General features: G+C 59.6%; 13 protein-coding genes and 1 pseudogene. 6 read left to right on the forward strand and 8 right to left on the reverse strand.

The features are described from left to right. Positions 1 to 17: 17 nt before the first annotated feature. The 3 genes from ACP7E4_RS06300 to ACP7E4_RS06310 form a co-directional block, all read right to left on the reverse strand. A complete protein-coding gene (locus tag ACP7E4_RS06300) occupies positions 18 to 887 on the reverse strand; it encodes a hypothetical protein (RefSeq protein ID WP_426112943.1) in 870 nt (289 codons plus the stop codon). A gap of 296 nt (positions 888 to 1,183) precedes the next feature. Further along, complete coding sequence (locus tag ACP7E4_RS06305) at positions 1,184 to 1,423, reverse strand: hypothetical protein (RefSeq protein WP_426112941.1); 240 nt, start codon at positions 1,421 to 1,423, stop codon at positions 1,184 to 1,186. Positions 1,424 to 1,563: 140 nt separating this feature from the next. Further along, positions 1,564 to 2,934 (reverse strand): PLP-dependent aminotransferase family protein, encoded by a 1,371-nt coding sequence (locus ACP7E4_RS06310; RefSeq protein WP_426112939.1) that lies wholly within the window; start codon positions 2,932 to 2,934, stop codon positions 1,564 to 1,566. Between the two features lie 132 nt (positions 2,935 to 3,066). Here ACP7E4_RS06310 and ACP7E4_RS06315 point away from each other — a divergent pair, with 132 nt between their 5' ends. The 5 genes from ACP7E4_RS06315 to ACP7E4_RS06335 are packed head-to-tail and all read left to right on the forward strand — an operon-like array spanning position 3,067 to position 8,260. Continuing rightward, on the forward strand, positions 3,067 to 4,353 hold the full coding sequence (locus ACP7E4_RS06315; protein ID WP_426112937.1) for a hydroxymethylglutaryl-CoA reductase, degradative: 1,287 nt from the start codon (positions 3,067 to 3,069) through the stop codon (positions 4,351 to 4,353). After that, positions 4,353 to 5,279 (forward strand): hydroxymethylglutaryl-CoA lyase, encoded by a 927-nt coding sequence (locus tag ACP7E4_RS06320; protein WP_426112935.1) that lies wholly within the window; start codon positions 4,353 to 4,355, stop codon positions 5,277 to 5,279. Before ACP7E4_RS06315 ends, ACP7E4_RS06320 begins: the two co-directional genes overlap by 1 nt. A 57-nt stretch (positions 5,280 to 5,336) precedes the next feature. After that, positions 5,337 to 5,813: a hypothetical protein gene (locus tag ACP7E4_RS06325; protein ID WP_426112933.1), complete on the forward strand. Its 477-nt coding sequence runs from the start codon at positions 5,337 to 5,339 to the stop codon at positions 5,811 to 5,813. Further along, complete coding sequence (locus tag ACP7E4_RS06330; protein WP_426112931.1) at positions 5,810 to 7,198, forward strand: tripartite tricarboxylate transporter permease; 1,389 nt, start codon at positions 5,810 to 5,812, stop codon at positions 7,196 to 7,198. The genes ACP7E4_RS06325 and ACP7E4_RS06330 overlap by 4 nt, the downstream gene beginning before the upstream one ends. Positions 7,199 to 7,237: 39 nt before the next feature. After that, positions 7,238 to 8,260 carry an SMP-30/gluconolactonase/LRE family protein gene (locus tag ACP7E4_RS06335; protein ID WP_426112929.1) on the forward strand — a complete coding sequence of 341 codons (1,023 nt, stop codon included), beginning with the start codon at positions 7,238 to 7,240 and terminating at the stop codon, positions 8,258 to 8,260. Positions 8,261 to 8,262: 2 nt separating this feature from the next. Here ACP7E4_RS06335 and ACP7E4_RS06340 read toward each other — a convergent pair whose 3' ends face one another. Then, the gene (locus ACP7E4_RS06340; protein WP_426112927.1) at positions 8,263 to 9,273 is read right to left on the reverse strand and encodes a zinc-dependent alcohol dehydrogenase family protein; all 1,011 of its coding nucleotides are present in this window, start codon (positions 9,271 to 9,273) and stop codon (positions 8,263 to 8,265) included. Between the two features lie 170 nt (positions 9,274 to 9,443). On the opposite strand from ACP7E4_RS06340, the gene ACP7E4_RS06345 reads away from it, so the two are divergent. Further along, positions 9,444 to 10,358: a LysR family transcriptional regulator gene (locus ACP7E4_RS06345; RefSeq protein ID WP_426112925.1), complete on the forward strand. Its 915-nt coding sequence runs from the start codon at positions 9,444 to 9,446 to the stop codon at positions 10,356 to 10,358. A gap of 35 nt (positions 10,359 to 10,393) precedes the next feature. Here the strand turns inward: ACP7E4_RS06345 and ACP7E4_RS06350 are convergent. The 4 genes and pseudogenes from ACP7E4_RS06350 to ACP7E4_RS06365 form a co-directional block, all read right to left on the reverse strand. Further along, positions 10,394 to 10,519 (reverse strand): annotated as a pseudogene (locus ACP7E4_RS06350) (SDR family oxidoreductase); the annotation flags it as partial. A gap of 253 nt (positions 10,520 to 10,772) precedes the next feature. After that, the gene (locus tag ACP7E4_RS06355) at positions 10,773 to 11,750 is read right to left on the reverse strand and encodes a saccharopine dehydrogenase family protein (RefSeq protein ID WP_426112923.1); all 978 of its coding nucleotides are present in this window, start codon (positions 11,748 to 11,750) and stop codon (positions 10,773 to 10,775) included. Then, positions 11,747 to 12,148 (reverse strand): VOC family protein, encoded by a 402-nt coding sequence (locus tag ACP7E4_RS06360; protein WP_426112921.1) that lies wholly within the window; start codon positions 12,146 to 12,148, stop codon positions 11,747 to 11,749. The genes ACP7E4_RS06355 and ACP7E4_RS06360 overlap by 4 nt, the downstream gene beginning before the upstream one ends. 16 nt (positions 12,149 to 12,164) lie before the next feature. After that, positions 12,165 to 12,908 carry an SDR family NAD(P)-dependent oxidoreductase gene (locus ACP7E4_RS06365; RefSeq protein WP_426112919.1) on the reverse strand — a complete coding sequence of 248 codons (744 nt, stop codon included), beginning with the start codon at positions 12,906 to 12,908 and terminating at the stop codon, positions 12,165 to 12,167. Positions 12,909 to 12,910 lie beyond the last annotated feature (2 nt).

Consider the following 12,910-nt stretch of genomic DNA (forward strand, 5'->3'; position numbering starts at 1 on the left):
CGCGAGCCAGACCTGTATCAGCTCGCGCCCGTCAACAGCAGCTTCTCTACCTCAGGCGACAGCTGGTTGGCAGCGCCCAGATAATCGATCAGTTCCGCCGCCCTGCTGCCGCGCAATCCCGCCGTGGTCAGCTTGCCATCCCGAACGTAGGTATAAAGCCCGGACACGGCAAAAGCCTTCAACTGACTGATGTTTTCGGCCTGCGCGGACAGCGTATTCAGGAAAGTCGGGCTCTCGAAAAAACGGCGCCGCGTCAACGGGTTTTTGAATGCGATTTCCAGTATCGCCAATTGGCTGCGAACCGGTGTTGCCGTATGCGCGACATCAGGTGCCGGCGGATGAGCGCCGTCGTTTTCAAAGGCTGAGCAAGGATGCAGGACCAGTTTCACTACCTCATCAGCCGTTGCAAGGGCTGGCGCGAGATCATTGCTCAAGTAAGCATGCAGTTGATCCAGACTTGCGCGGGGGCTGAAATGCACATGGATGCGGTCAAACCGGTCCGGGCCATTGTAAGTCTCGTCGTGCAAACGATTCACCAGCGTGCGCGAGCCTTGCGGCAGATCGTAGGCAAGCGTTTCCTCGAACATGTTCTGCTCGTCGGAGAACAGGATCGGACTCGCCGTCTTGAAGCGCTCCTGCTCGCTCGCCGAAAGAAAACCAATCTCGACGCCACCGTCGAGTTCGTAGTCGGCAATTTCCTGAACGCCCTCTGCCAGTGGCCAGAGGTGTGCATCCTGATTGCGATTGAAATGGTGCTGGATGTACAAACCGAGGCCGGCAAGCCGCGAGCAAAGCGGGCCGTGAACGTCACGCCAATAGTGGGCGAAGATCTCGTGCGGAACTCGTTCCCGGCGCTTCACTGTGGTGTAGCTATTGATCTCGATCATGCGGCACCTGTCGTCTTGAAGACTGCTTGAATGTGCAGTTCAGACGCATGAGCTGTCGCGTGGTTCAACGCTTTTACGGGGGCGGCAGGGATGACAAGGCTTCGTACCATTCGAGATAAGGGCTGTTCTGGACTTTATGCCGATTGAGGTCCGGTGCGCAGACATCAGCTCGCTGACCAGTTGCTGACGCAGTTCTTCCGCCAGCGACGGATTGCTGCAACGCCACAGCTGGCCTTTGACCACAAAGTAACGGCCATCGGGTGTTCCGGGATAGGTGGGCATCATTGATCCGGCCGTTAAACAGCCGCCTGAGTGACGAGGTTCTCATCAGAGATCGTGCAAGCGATGTGGTTCAGTCGGACTTCGCCCTCTTGAAAAATCTGCATCATCCTGTGTATTGCCTGAGCATCTGCCGAGTTTCCGGCAGCCTCAAGCCGCCCGGCAATACGGGATAGCTCTACCGAAGACCATTTCAGATCTGAGCTGATCCCTTGCAGGTCACGTCGAATCTGGGAGTAGCTGCCAGCCACTTTCATAGGGTTGCCGTCTGTTGCTCAATGGGATGTTGGAGTTTTTGAATACTGGATATATGTACAGCTACGACGAATGTACTCCAATCAATGCCCGACGTTCAAGCAAGCATCGATAAAAAACGAGTTTATCAACGGGCCGCCATTCAAGGCTTTAACACCACTTTAAGCAGCGGATCGTTCAGGTAAGCGACATTGAGCCGGGTCCAGGGATTGATCCGCGACTGCTCCGGCGAAAAAATATGCCCGGGGGCGATCATGAATCCCTTGGGCAGCAGTTTTCGCGTCAACTCCCGGGCATCGTCGATGTGCGCAAACCTGGCCCATAGATACAGACTCTGTTCCGGGCGATAGAACACTTCGGCGCCGATCTCGTCCAGCATCTGCAAGCCTTCTGCGGTTGCTGTTTTCAGGCGTTCCTGGAGGCGGATCAAATGCCGCAGGAAATGCCCCTCCGTCAGAATCACATCGACCGTACGCTCGCAGAACTCCGAAGAACTGGTGTGCAACAACATCTTCAAATCGCCCAGCTCATCGATCACTTCTTTGCTGCCCGCGATGAAGCCAACCCTGAGCGCCGCCGACACCGACTTGGAGAAACTGCCGACATACAGCGAGTGTTTCAGCTGGTCGAGCGCCGACACCTTGATCACCGAAGCCGGCTTGAAATCGGCCAGCGCGTCGTCGTCCACCAGAATGAAATTATGCTCCTCAGCCAGCTGCACCAACCGGTGGGCTTTGCTGGGTGACAAGTCAGAACCTGTCGGGTTGTGGCCCACCGACTGGATAAAAAACAGCTTCGGTTTATGCGCACGCAGATAGTGCTCCAGCACCTCAATGTCAGGCCCATCGGGCAGGCGCGGCACCGCGAGCATCCGCGCACCTTGCAATTGCAGCTTGCCGAACAGCGGGTAATAGCCGGGATCTTCCACAAGTACCGGGTCCCCGGCCGTCACGAAACGGCGGATGATCAGGTCCAGAGCGTGATTGGCCCCGTGGGTGGTGACGATTTGCCGGGGGCTGGCAGCAATCGAATAGGTTGCCAGCTTCTGCACCAGATGTTGCCGCAGCCCGGCATTGCCCAGCCGGTTGCCGTAGCGAAACAGCGTCGTCACGCCCGTGCGCATGATCTGCCGGGTGAATTTGTCCAGGCGCAAATCCATCAGCCACTCGACCGGCGGAAACCCCTCGCCTAAAGGCGAATGGCCTGGCTCGCGGACGAACTGCTGGCGCATGAGCCAGATCGTGTCCATCGCCCGTGCGTAAGGCAACGGCTCTTCCGGTTCAGTGCTGCTGGGAGCCCCCTGTTTGACGAAAAAGCCCTGCCCGTGACGCGCTTCAATCAGCCCTTGGGATGCAAGGGATTCGTAAGCGTTGATTACCGTATTTTTTGAATGGCCCAACAGCCGCATGCATTCGCGCAGCGACGGCAAACGGTCGCCGACGCGATAGGTGCCGTTGGCGATTTGCTCCGCCAATGATTCCGTCAACTGTTGAGCCAGCGTCATCCGCGCCATGGGTCAGTCCTGAAAAATATTCACTGAGGGTACAGCTTAGGTACTGTCCGGCCAAACTGTACCTTCTTTGCCGGTACAGACCGGTCTAGGGTGGCAACCACTCAAAAACAATAATCTGTACAGGACCCTCTCATGAGCATTGACTCACGCCTTCCCATGTTCCGAGGCATGTCCCCTGCCGAACGCCTTGACCACCTGCGCGAACTTCTTGATCTGCCTGATGACGACGTCGCCCTCCTCCGTGACTCCGGCGCGCTGCCGCTGGAAATTGCCGACGGCATGATCGAAAACGTGATCGGCAAGTTCGAGCTGCCTTATGCGGTGGCGAGCAACTTCCAGATCAATGGCCGCGACGTCATCGTGCCGTTGGTGGTCGAGGAGCCGTCGGTGGTTGCGGCGGCTTCGTTCATGGCGAAGCTGGCCCGCGAGGCCGGCGGTTTCCAGACTTCAAGCTCGCTGCCGCTGATGCGTGCCCAGGTGCAGATCGTTGAAGTCTGCGACCCGTACAACGCCCGTTTGAGCCTGATGCGTCGCAAGGATGAAATCATCGAACTGGCGAACCGCAAGGATCAGCTACTCAACAAGCTGGGTGGCGGCTGCCGTGATATCGAAGTCCACTCCTTCGCGCAAAGCCCCCGTGGGCCGATGCTGGTGGCGCACCTGATCGTCGACGTGCGCGATGCCATGGGCGCCAATACCGTGAACACCATGGCCGAAGCGGTGGCGCCGCTGATGGAAGAAATCACCGGCGGCAAAGTCAGGTTGCGGATTCTGTCCAACCTCGCTGACCTGCGCCTGGCCCGTGCCCAGATTCGTATCGCGCCGCAACTGCTGACCACCGCCGCCTTCAAGGGCGAGGATGTCATCGAAGGCATTCTTGATGCGTACAACTTCGCGGTGATTGATCCCTACCGGGCGGCCACCCACAACAAGGGCATCATGAACGGCATCGACCCGCTGATCGTCGCCACGGGCAATGACTGGCGCGCGGTTGAAGCCGGGGCCCATGCGTATGCCTGTCGCAACGGACATTACGGTTCGCTGACCACCTGGGAAAAAGACGGCCAGGGCAATCTGGTGGGCACCCTGGAAATGCCCATGCCGGTTGGACTGGTCGGCGGCGCCACCAAGACTCATCCGCTGGCGCAACTGTCCCTGCGCATTTTGGGCGTAAAAACCGCCCAGGAACTGGCTGAAATCGCCGTCGCGGTCGGCCTGGCGCAGAATCTGGGCGCTTTGCGCGCGCTCTCTACCGAAGGGATACAACGCGGGCACATGGCGCTGCACGCCCGCAACATCGCCCTTTCCGCCGGTGCCAAAGGCGATGAGGTCAGCTGGCTGGTCAAGCAGATGGTCGACGCGTCGGATGTGCGCTCCGACCACGCGGCTGAACTGCTCAAACAAAAGCGGGCGCAGTGATGAGCCGCGCTGGCGAACAGGCTGTGCAGCTGGTTGAAGTTGGCGCCCGCGATGGCTTGCAGAACGAGCCTTTGGTACTTGCGCCGCAGATCCGCGTGCAATTGCTGGAGCGCCTGGCAGATGCGGGATTGCGAACCATTGAGGCAGGTGCTTTTGTTTCGCCACGCTGGGTGCCGCAGATGGCGGGCTCGGACGAGGTGCTCAACGCCTTGTCCGTGCGTTCCGGCGTCACGTGGACAGCGCTGGTGCCGAATGTGCAGGGACTCGAAGCCGCGCTGGCCGCAGGTTGTCGTGAAGTGGCAGTATTTGCCGCCGCATCGGAAGCTTTCTCGCAGAAGAATATCAACTGTTCGATTGCCGAAAGCCTCGTGCGTTTTCAGCAGGTTATGCTGCGCGCCCGGGAGGCCGGCGTGCGGGTGCGCGGCTATGTTTCCTGCGTCATGGGCTGCCCGTTCACAGGCGCGGTCAAACCCGAGGCCGTGGCCGCTGTCAGCGCTTCGCTCTACGAAATGGGTTGTTATGAAATCAGCCTGGGCGACACCATCGGCGCGGGCACGCCTGCGGCAACCAAAGCGCTGCTGAAAGCTTGTAGCGAGGTCGTTCCCATCAGCGCGCTGGCCGGTCACTTTCATGACACGTATGGCATGGCCATCGCCAACATTTACGCGGCACTGGAGGCCGGTGTGCGGGTGTTCGACAGTTCGGTCGCGGGTTTGGGCGGCTGCCCTTATTCGCCCGGAGCGACGGGCAATGTAGCCACTGAAGACGTGATCTACCTGCTGGACGGCCTGGGGCTGAGCCATGGGGTCGACCTTGAGGCGTTGATCGAGACGGGTGAGTTCATCAATGCCCAGCTCGGCCGCGAAACTGCGTCCCGGGTATCCCGTGCCCTGCTCGCGAAACGTCGAACATCAGCACTGGCTTAAGCTGCATCTCTTCACCTTCATAACAATAAAAGCCCGCGAGGGCAGTGGGAGAATTCTTTGAAATCCGAACTGTATGAAGTTTGGGGCGACACGGTAGACGGTCGTCACCTGATCTACGCCATCGCCATCGGTGCAATCGTCAGCCTGGGTGCGTTTTTCATCGCCAGGCACCTGCTGGTCGGCTGGGTTGCTTCGGCACAAATGGCCCGGGCATATGCCATGTTGATCGGCATCGTCGGCTGCCTGGCAGGCGGCGCCATCAGTGCCGCACTGTTCAAACCCAAGCGCCATGTCATGGAGCATCAGGCAGATCCCGCCTGGCGCGCCCAGGTCTTGCTCGAACTGCAGAACGAATTCGGCGATCTGGGTAAGCTTTCCGACCTGCCGCCAGCCACGATTGCCGAGCTTCGCGAGATGGATCTGTATGAGCTGTTCGCGGACTATGAGCGGGCACAAGTCGCCTCGGCCAATGGCCCGGAACTGCCTGCGCTGGATATCGAGAACGCCGTGGGCATCAAAGGTGGCCGGTCATGATGGCACCTCTGCTGGACCAACTCCTCATCGCGCTGGGCATGGGCATTCTGGGTGCAGTGATCTTTGCCGGGATCGGACTTATCTCCGGCAGCGACGAAACCACGACCCTCGCGCCATTGACCTTGCTGGTCGTGCTGCTGGGCGTTCCTGCGCCTGGCATCCTGACGTTCTTTCTTGCCGGCGCCGTCGCCAAGCACATGACCCACGCCGTACCGACCGCGCTGCTGGGAATTCCCGGCGACACCATGGCCACGCCGCTCATGCGCGAGGCCAACTTCCTGCGCAACCTGGGTGTTCCGCACATTGCCCTGCGCAAGATGATTTCCGGCGCGGTGATCGCCGCGTTGATCGCCGTTCCCATGGCCGTGCTGTTCGCGGTGATGCTCTCGCCGTTCGGTGACATGATCAAGCGCGCCGCACCTTGGGTTTTCCTCGCAGCGGCAATAGCCATTGCCTGGTTCTCCAAGGGTCGTCTGGCGGCGGTGTTGACCCTGATTCCCTTTGTCATGGTGATCATCGGCCTGCAAACCATGACTGGGCAGTACGGCGTCAAACTCAGCGTCAGCTACTTCCTCGGCATCGCCATCGGCCCTTTGATTGCGGCCCTGTTCTCGATGGCGGCACCCGCCGAACGGGAAAAAATGCGTCGGCAGGATGTGCGCACGTTCTCCTTGTCACCGGACGTCAAAAGCTGGGGCGGCTTCTTCCCTAACCCGCTCAAGGTCCTGGACCGCAAGCAAAGCATGTGGACTGCGGTGACGGCTGTTATTTCCAGTGCCACTTTTGTCTTCAGCCCGGTGGCGATGACCGTGATCATGGGCGAAATGGTCGGATCGCGGGTCAAGCATGTCTACCATCGACTGACTACGGTGATTACGGCGCGAAACGGGGTCACCGAATCGACCTACATTGCCGAAGCCTTGATCCCGCTGATTGCTTTCGGCCTGCCCCTCAGCCCGGTCGCAGCTGGCCCGGCCGCGCCGCTGTTCAATGCGCCGCCGCGTTTCAGTGTGGATGCAGCGACCGGGCAAGTGAACAACCTGCACTCACTGCTCAGCACTTGGGAGTTTCTCGGCTACGGCATGCTGGCGGTGGTTATCGCCATTCTGATCGCCTACCCGTTCACCATGAATTACGCGCATCGGGCGGCCTCTTACGTGTCGCGCAAAATCAGCCACGAAGCCGTCATCGCGACATTTGTCGGCCTGATTCTGGTGATCGGCATCTGGGAAGGTGGTTTGCTGGGCCTGCTGGTGATCATCACTGTCGGGTTGCTGGGCGGATTTTTATCACGCTTTCTGGGCTTCAACATCGGCGTGCAGTTCATGGGTTATTACACCGCTGTGCTGACCGTTCCGGCCCTCGTCGCCGCGCTGGGCGCGTGATGCAGCGCAATCAAAATAACAATAATCGGGTGATCTTCAATGCATAAGCACGTTCTGGCTTCCATGTTTTTCCTGCTAACTGCGGGCGTCATCAACGTGCAAGCCGCAGAGTCGATTCCGACGCTCAGCTACCCTGCCGAAGGCCAGCAATTGCAGGCTATTGCTGCGGCTGAAAAAGATCTGCCAACTGTCATCGCCCAGCAATGGCTGAAGGTCTCGGACAAAGGCCTGCAGCTGGAAGGACCGTCATTCGATCGCGAAGGCAATTTGCTGTTTGTGGAAGTCTTCGGCGGCCAGGTGCTCAAGGTCGACACCCAGCGCAAGCTCAGTGTCGTGGTGCCGAAAAATGCTTTGGGTTCAGCGGGGCTGGCGATCCACAAGGACGGTCGCCTGTACGTCGCGGGGCTGGGCAATTTCAAGAACACCGGTAACTTGACCGCCTACAAGCCCGATGGCTCGGCGCAGCAAGTGATGATTGCCGGCAACCAAAACTTTCTGGTGGATGATCTGGTGTTCGACAGCACCGGCGGTTTTTACTTCACCGACTTCAAGGGTACTTCCACCGAACCCACCGGCGGCGTTTATTACGTGCCCGCCGACGGCAAAAGCATCGTACCCATCCTGCCCAAACTGGCGATTGCCAACGGCATAGCCTTGTCACCCGACGGCAAGACCCTGTGGGTCACGGAGTTCGCCACAGGCTTGCTGCACCGCATCGAATTGAAGGACGCGACGACCATCGCCCCGTTTGGCGAGGCGGTGATTTATCGCTTCAACGGCCCTTCCCCGGATTCAATGCGCGTGGATCAGGATGGCAATCTGTACGTGGCGATGTACAGCCAGGGCCGGGTGCTGGTGCTGAATCCAAACGGTCTGCCGATCGGCCAGATCCTGATCCCCGGCCGCGAAAACGGTCACTTCCTGCGTTCAACCAGTCTCGCGATCAAGCCCGAGACCAACGAGGTGTACCTGGTCGCCAGCGACGGTGATCTGGGCGAAGGCAGCGCGATATTCAGAGCCCTGGGGTTCACCAAGGCGCTGAAACTGTATTCGCATCAGTGATTTCAGCCGACTTTGATCACAACCTTGCCGAATGCGCCTTTGGCCAGATGTTCGTACGCTTCACGGGCCTGCTCGAAAGGGTAAACCTTGTCGATCACCGGACGAATCTTGTGCTCATTGAGGAACACATTCATGCGGTCGAACGATGAGCGCGGCGCCACTGCGATGCCACGAATGGTCGTCTGGCGGAAGATCAGCGGCATCAGGTTCAACTGCACGGTTTGCCCGGTCAGGAAGCCGATCTGCGCGATACGGCCAGCAGCCTTGGTCGCGGCAATCGACTGATTGATGCCACTGCCACCGGCGACATCGAGCAGCAGATCGACACCTTTTCCATCGGTCAGCCTGAGCACCTGCGCTTCCCAGTCCGGCGTGGTCCGGTAGTTAATTCCAGCCACGGCACCCAGCGCTTGCACGGTTTGCAGATTCGCATCGCTGCTGGACGTTGCGATGACCCGGGCGCCGAGCGCAGTTGCAATCTGTACGGCGAAAATCGATACCCCGCCCGTGCCCTGGACAAGCACGGTCTGCCCAGGCTGGATCTGCCCATAATCCACCAGCGAATACCAGGCCGTGAGTGCTGCGATTGGCAAGGTTGCCGCTTCTTCGTCGGACATGTTCTGCGGCGCAGCCACGGCGCTGTCCTCATGAATGATCATGAACTCAGCCAATCCACCCGGCAGCGGCGAACCGAAGCAATAGTCCGGTTCATGCGGCCCAGGTTCACCGTCCAGCCAGCGCGAGTACAGATGGGAATTAACCCGATCGCCGATCTTGAAACGTGTCACGCCATCGCCAACCGCAACCACGGTACCTGCGGCGTCGCTGACCGGGATCAGCGGCTTGGGCACCGTATGCGGTTCGTAGATGCCATCGACGATAGCCTTGTCGCGATAGTTGAGGGACACCGCCCCCACCTTCACCAGCAATTCGCCAACTTGAGGCTGCGGGGTCGGCACCTCGCCCATTTCCAGGTTATCGAGTCCAAAATCTTTCAGTAGCCAGGCTTTCATTGCGCGTCTCCAAGTCTGTCAGGGCGATCTGCCGTGTTCTGAAGCCATTGTTGCCCCTCTCCGCGATGCAATAAATGCGCAGAAATTGACATGATTGTTGTTTTATCCGGCAACAATCGTTGCGATTGATGTAGGATCGAGCGCACCTGAAAACACTTACGGGGAAGAAAATGGAGCTGCTGCAATCGATGCGACTGTTTGCCAGGCTGGCTGAACTGGGCAGTTTCACCAAGGCCGCAGAATCGTTGCAGATTGGCCGTCCGCAGGTGACTCGCGCTATTCAGGAACTGGAAACATCGCTGGGGGTTCGCCTGTTTCAGCGCACCACACGACAGGTAAAGCTGACAGCGGAAGGCGAGCGTTTCTACGATCGGGTGAAAGAAATCCTCGGCACTGTCTCCGACGTTACCTCAATGTTCGACCGCTCCGGCTCGACCCTTGGCGGGCGATTGCGCATCGATATTCCAACCGCTTTCGCCCAGGTCGAACTGATGGACAGTCTGCGCGCGTTCACCCGGCTGTTCCCCGAGATCGACCTGGTGCTCGGCGTGACTGATCGTACGGTGGATCTGGTGGGTGAAGGGATCGATTGCGCCCTGCGCATCGGGTTGCTGCCGGACTCAACCTTGATAGCACGGCCCATCGGCATGGCAATCATGGTGACCTGCGCTGCGCCCAAGTATCTGCATGAACACAGCGAGCCCACTACACTGGAGGATCTGGACAATCATCAGGGGGTCAACTTCCTGTCCGGCCAGAACAACCGAACACTGCCCTGGCATTTCTCGGTCAATGGCCAGGACCGAACCTATATCAGCCACGCGGGCATCGCCGTCACCGAATCCAATGCCTACGTGCAATGCGGCGTCGCCGGTTTTGGCATTCTTCAGGCTCCCGGCATCGCCGTGGACCAATACCTGGCCAGCGGCGCACTGGTGGAGATACTCAAACCCTACCGCCCCCAACCTCGGCCGATCACGGTGCTCTACCCCAGCCGCAAGCATCTGGCGCCGCAAGTTGAAGTGTTCCTGGATTGGTTGCAGGAGCAATTTCCCAAGCTGCATTCGCAGTGGCTCGAAGGTTGAAGAACTGATCGCGGCGATGTTCGCCTTGGCGATGATCAGCTGTTCTGACCACCATCGACATTCACGGTGGCGCCGGTGATATAAGCCGCATCCGGCCCCGCCAGAAACGCTACCACTCCGGCGATTTCTTCCGGCTGACCGTAGCGGCCCAGCGCAGCGATGTCGGCTTGCGGAGGGCAACTACATCGTCGTCGCCGGCAACGACAGCAATGGCTACCTCGCAGCCGGAGTCGCCGGGTTAGGCGTGATCCATACATAGGACCGGCTTTAGCCGGGAGGGCGGAATGTCTGACGACGCAACTGCTGCGAATGTATCGGCTTCCTCCCGGCTAAAGCCGGTCCAATTACGGGGTGTGTGATGAGGATCAAGACGGTATCTACAGGGATATTCTGTGAAGCGGACCCGCCTCGTTGCTAAAAATCGCTGATCGTCGTCCCCGCAATGGTCTCGGCAAATCCGCCGCCGAACAGTCGTGCGGGGGTTTCGAAGCCAGTGCGGCGTTCGCCTGCCAGAACACGACGCGCGGCTGCGACGGCAGCCAGCGGCGTATAGGAATAACCATTGACGGTTTCGATCATTGATCGCGCGACCGAGCCGTCGGCTGCCGTGACCTCTGCCACCGCTCTGGCCCGATGGGCATCACGCTCATGCTCGGTCGGGCCATCAGGCAGCAACGACAGATCCCCTTGAGGAAACGCATCGCCCGCGATGTGCACGAACATGGCGATGTTGGGAATACCCGTCGAATGCCAGCCGGTAACCAGATCGCCGAACGACAGCGGCAAGCACAGCACCGGGCCCTCGCCAAAATCGAACTGGCGCGGCTGTGCAGCCGGCGTTGCGACGAGCTGACCTTCAACGCGTGCCAACAGGCCTGCCCCGATGATCTCGCCGACGCTCATTGCCGAACCTCGCGACATTGAGCCCGGAACCTGCAGCGCAATGCTCAGCGCTTGAGGCGCCTGCACACGCTGCGCGACATGCACCGCCAGACAGTCAGTCGGCACTACGTCCCAACCAACACCGGGTAACAACATCACACCCGCTTCAGCTGCTTCGACACTCAATTGCTCCGCCAGCCGATAGACATTGATCTCGGCCGTGATGTCCAGATAATCGACGCCGGCCTTGACGCACGCTCGCATCAGCGGCTCTGCCGTGTGCGCAAACGGCCCGGCGAAATTCAGCAGGACATTGATGCCAAACAGCGATTGGTCTGCTTCTGCATCAGCAGCGAATACCCGAAACGCAACGTCCAGCTGCTCAGCCAGAGCTGCCAGTTGCTGATGATTGCGCCCGCCGATTTCGAAATCCAGACCCAGCGCTTTCGCCCGTTCTGCTGCCATGCGGCCGGTATAGCCTGTCGCGCCGTAGATCAGTAAGGTGCTCATTGCGCGTGCTGCCAATTCTTGTAAACGAACTCAAGGCTGTAACCGTCAGGGTCCAGCACGTTTGCCGCGTAATAGTTCGGATCGTAGTGCAGACGTGCACCCGGAGCGCCGTTGTCTACCGCGCCATTGCCAATCGCAGCGGCATAGGCCGCATCAACCTCAGCCTTGCTGCTCGCCACGAAACCCACGTGAACCGCTCGCCCTTCCACGGTGCCCGCGCGCAACCAGAAGAACATCCGCCCATTGGCGCCGAACCCTTTGAGGTCGGGGTGCCCCGGCGGGCCGTCTTTGCCGTCGAAATCATGTCGAGCAGTAATCCCGAGCGGGGTGAGCGCCGCTTCGTAGAAACGCACTGAGCGCTCGATGTCACTTACAGAAAGAAAGATGTGATCCAGCATGTCGTCGCCTCGCGATTCAGATGATGTAGCCGCCCGCGACTTCGATAGTCTGAGCATTGATCCAGCTGCCTTCTTCGGAAAGCAGCATGGCGATAACCCGCGCCACATCTTGCGGCTCACCGACTCGGCCAAGCGCGGTCTGTGATGCCAGGAGCGCCTCGAATTCGTCATTCAGACCGCCGCCCAATTCAGTGCGGATTGCCCCTGGCGACACTGCATTGGCACGGATGTGCCGCTCACCGAATTCCTTCGCCATGTACCGCGTGAGGACGTCCAGCCCGCCTTTGAAAGCTGCGTAGGGGGCGACGCCCGCTGTCGCCACCCGGGTCGTGGCACTGGTCAGATTAACGATGCTCGCGCCCTCGCCCAGCAACGGCAGCAAGGTTTGAGTCAGGAAAAACGGGCCTTTGAGATGCACGTTGAACAGGCCGTCGAACTGCGCCTCGGTGACCGATTGCAGCGGATTGAACAGGCCGTAGCCCGCGTTGTTGACCAGGCCATCGAGCCTGTCCACGCCCCAGGTTGTCTGCAATGTCTGCACCACGGCCTGGTGAAAACGCTCAAAGCTGCTGACATCAGCGACGTCGAGCTTGAGCGCAACGGCCTTGCCGCCTGCCGACTCAATTCGGCTTACAACAGCTTGCGCAGCCTCAGGATTGCTGTTGTAAGTCAGGATGACGCCCATGCCACGCCGGGCGCAGAGCTCGGCGGTGCTGGCCCCGATGCCACGGCTGCCGCCGGTGATGACGATAACGCCCATGT

The sequence above is a fragment of the Pseudomonas sp. DSP3-2-3 genome (genome assembly GCF_049898225.1).
In the GTDB taxonomy this organism is placed as follows: domain Bacteria; phylum Pseudomonadota; class Gammaproteobacteria; order Pseudomonadales; family Pseudomonadaceae; genus Aquipseudomonas.

Coding starts and splice junctions, on each gene's coding strand:
- ACP7E4_RS06300 (WP_426112943.1), bottom strand. CDS start 887: ATGATCGAGATCAATAGCTACACCACAGTGAAGCGCCGGGAACGAGTT.
- ACP7E4_RS06305 (WP_426112941.1), bottom strand. CDS start 1,423: ATGAAAGTGGCTGGCAGCTACTCCCAGATTCGACGTGACCTGCAAGGG.
- ACP7E4_RS06310 (WP_426112939.1), bottom strand. CDS start 2,934: ATGGCGCGGATGACGCTGGCTCAACAGTTGACGGAATCATTGGCGGAG.
- ACP7E4_RS06315 (WP_426112937.1), top strand. CDS start 3,067: ATGAGCATTGACTCACGCCTTCCCATGTTCCGAGGCATGTCCCCTGCC.
- ACP7E4_RS06320 (WP_426112935.1), top strand. CDS start 4,353: ATGAGCCGCGCTGGCGAACAGGCTGTGCAGCTGGTTGAAGTTGGCGCC.
- ACP7E4_RS06330 (WP_426112931.1), top strand. CDS start 5,810: ATGATGGCACCTCTGCTGGACCAACTCCTCATCGCGCTGGGCATGGGC.
- ACP7E4_RS06335 (WP_426112929.1), top strand. CDS start 7,238: ATGCATAAGCACGTTCTGGCTTCCATGTTTTTCCTGCTAACTGCGGGC.
- ACP7E4_RS06340 (WP_426112927.1), bottom strand. CDS start 9,273: ATGAAAGCCTGGCTACTGAAAGATTTTGGACTCGATAACCTGGAAATG.
- ACP7E4_RS06345 (WP_426112925.1), top strand. CDS start 9,444: ATGGAGCTGCTGCAATCGATGCGACTGTTTGCCAGGCTGGCTGAACTG.
- ACP7E4_RS06355 (WP_426112923.1), bottom strand. CDS start 11,750: ATGAGCACCTTACTGATCTACGGCGCGACAGGCTATACCGGCCGCATG.
- ACP7E4_RS06360 (WP_426112921.1), bottom strand. CDS start 12,148: ATGCTGGATCACATCTTTCTTTCTGTAAGTGACATCGAGCGCTCAGTG.
- ACP7E4_RS06365 (WP_426112919.1), bottom strand. CDS start 12,908: ATGGGCGTTATCGTCATCACCGGCGGCAGCCGTGGCATCGGGGCCAGC.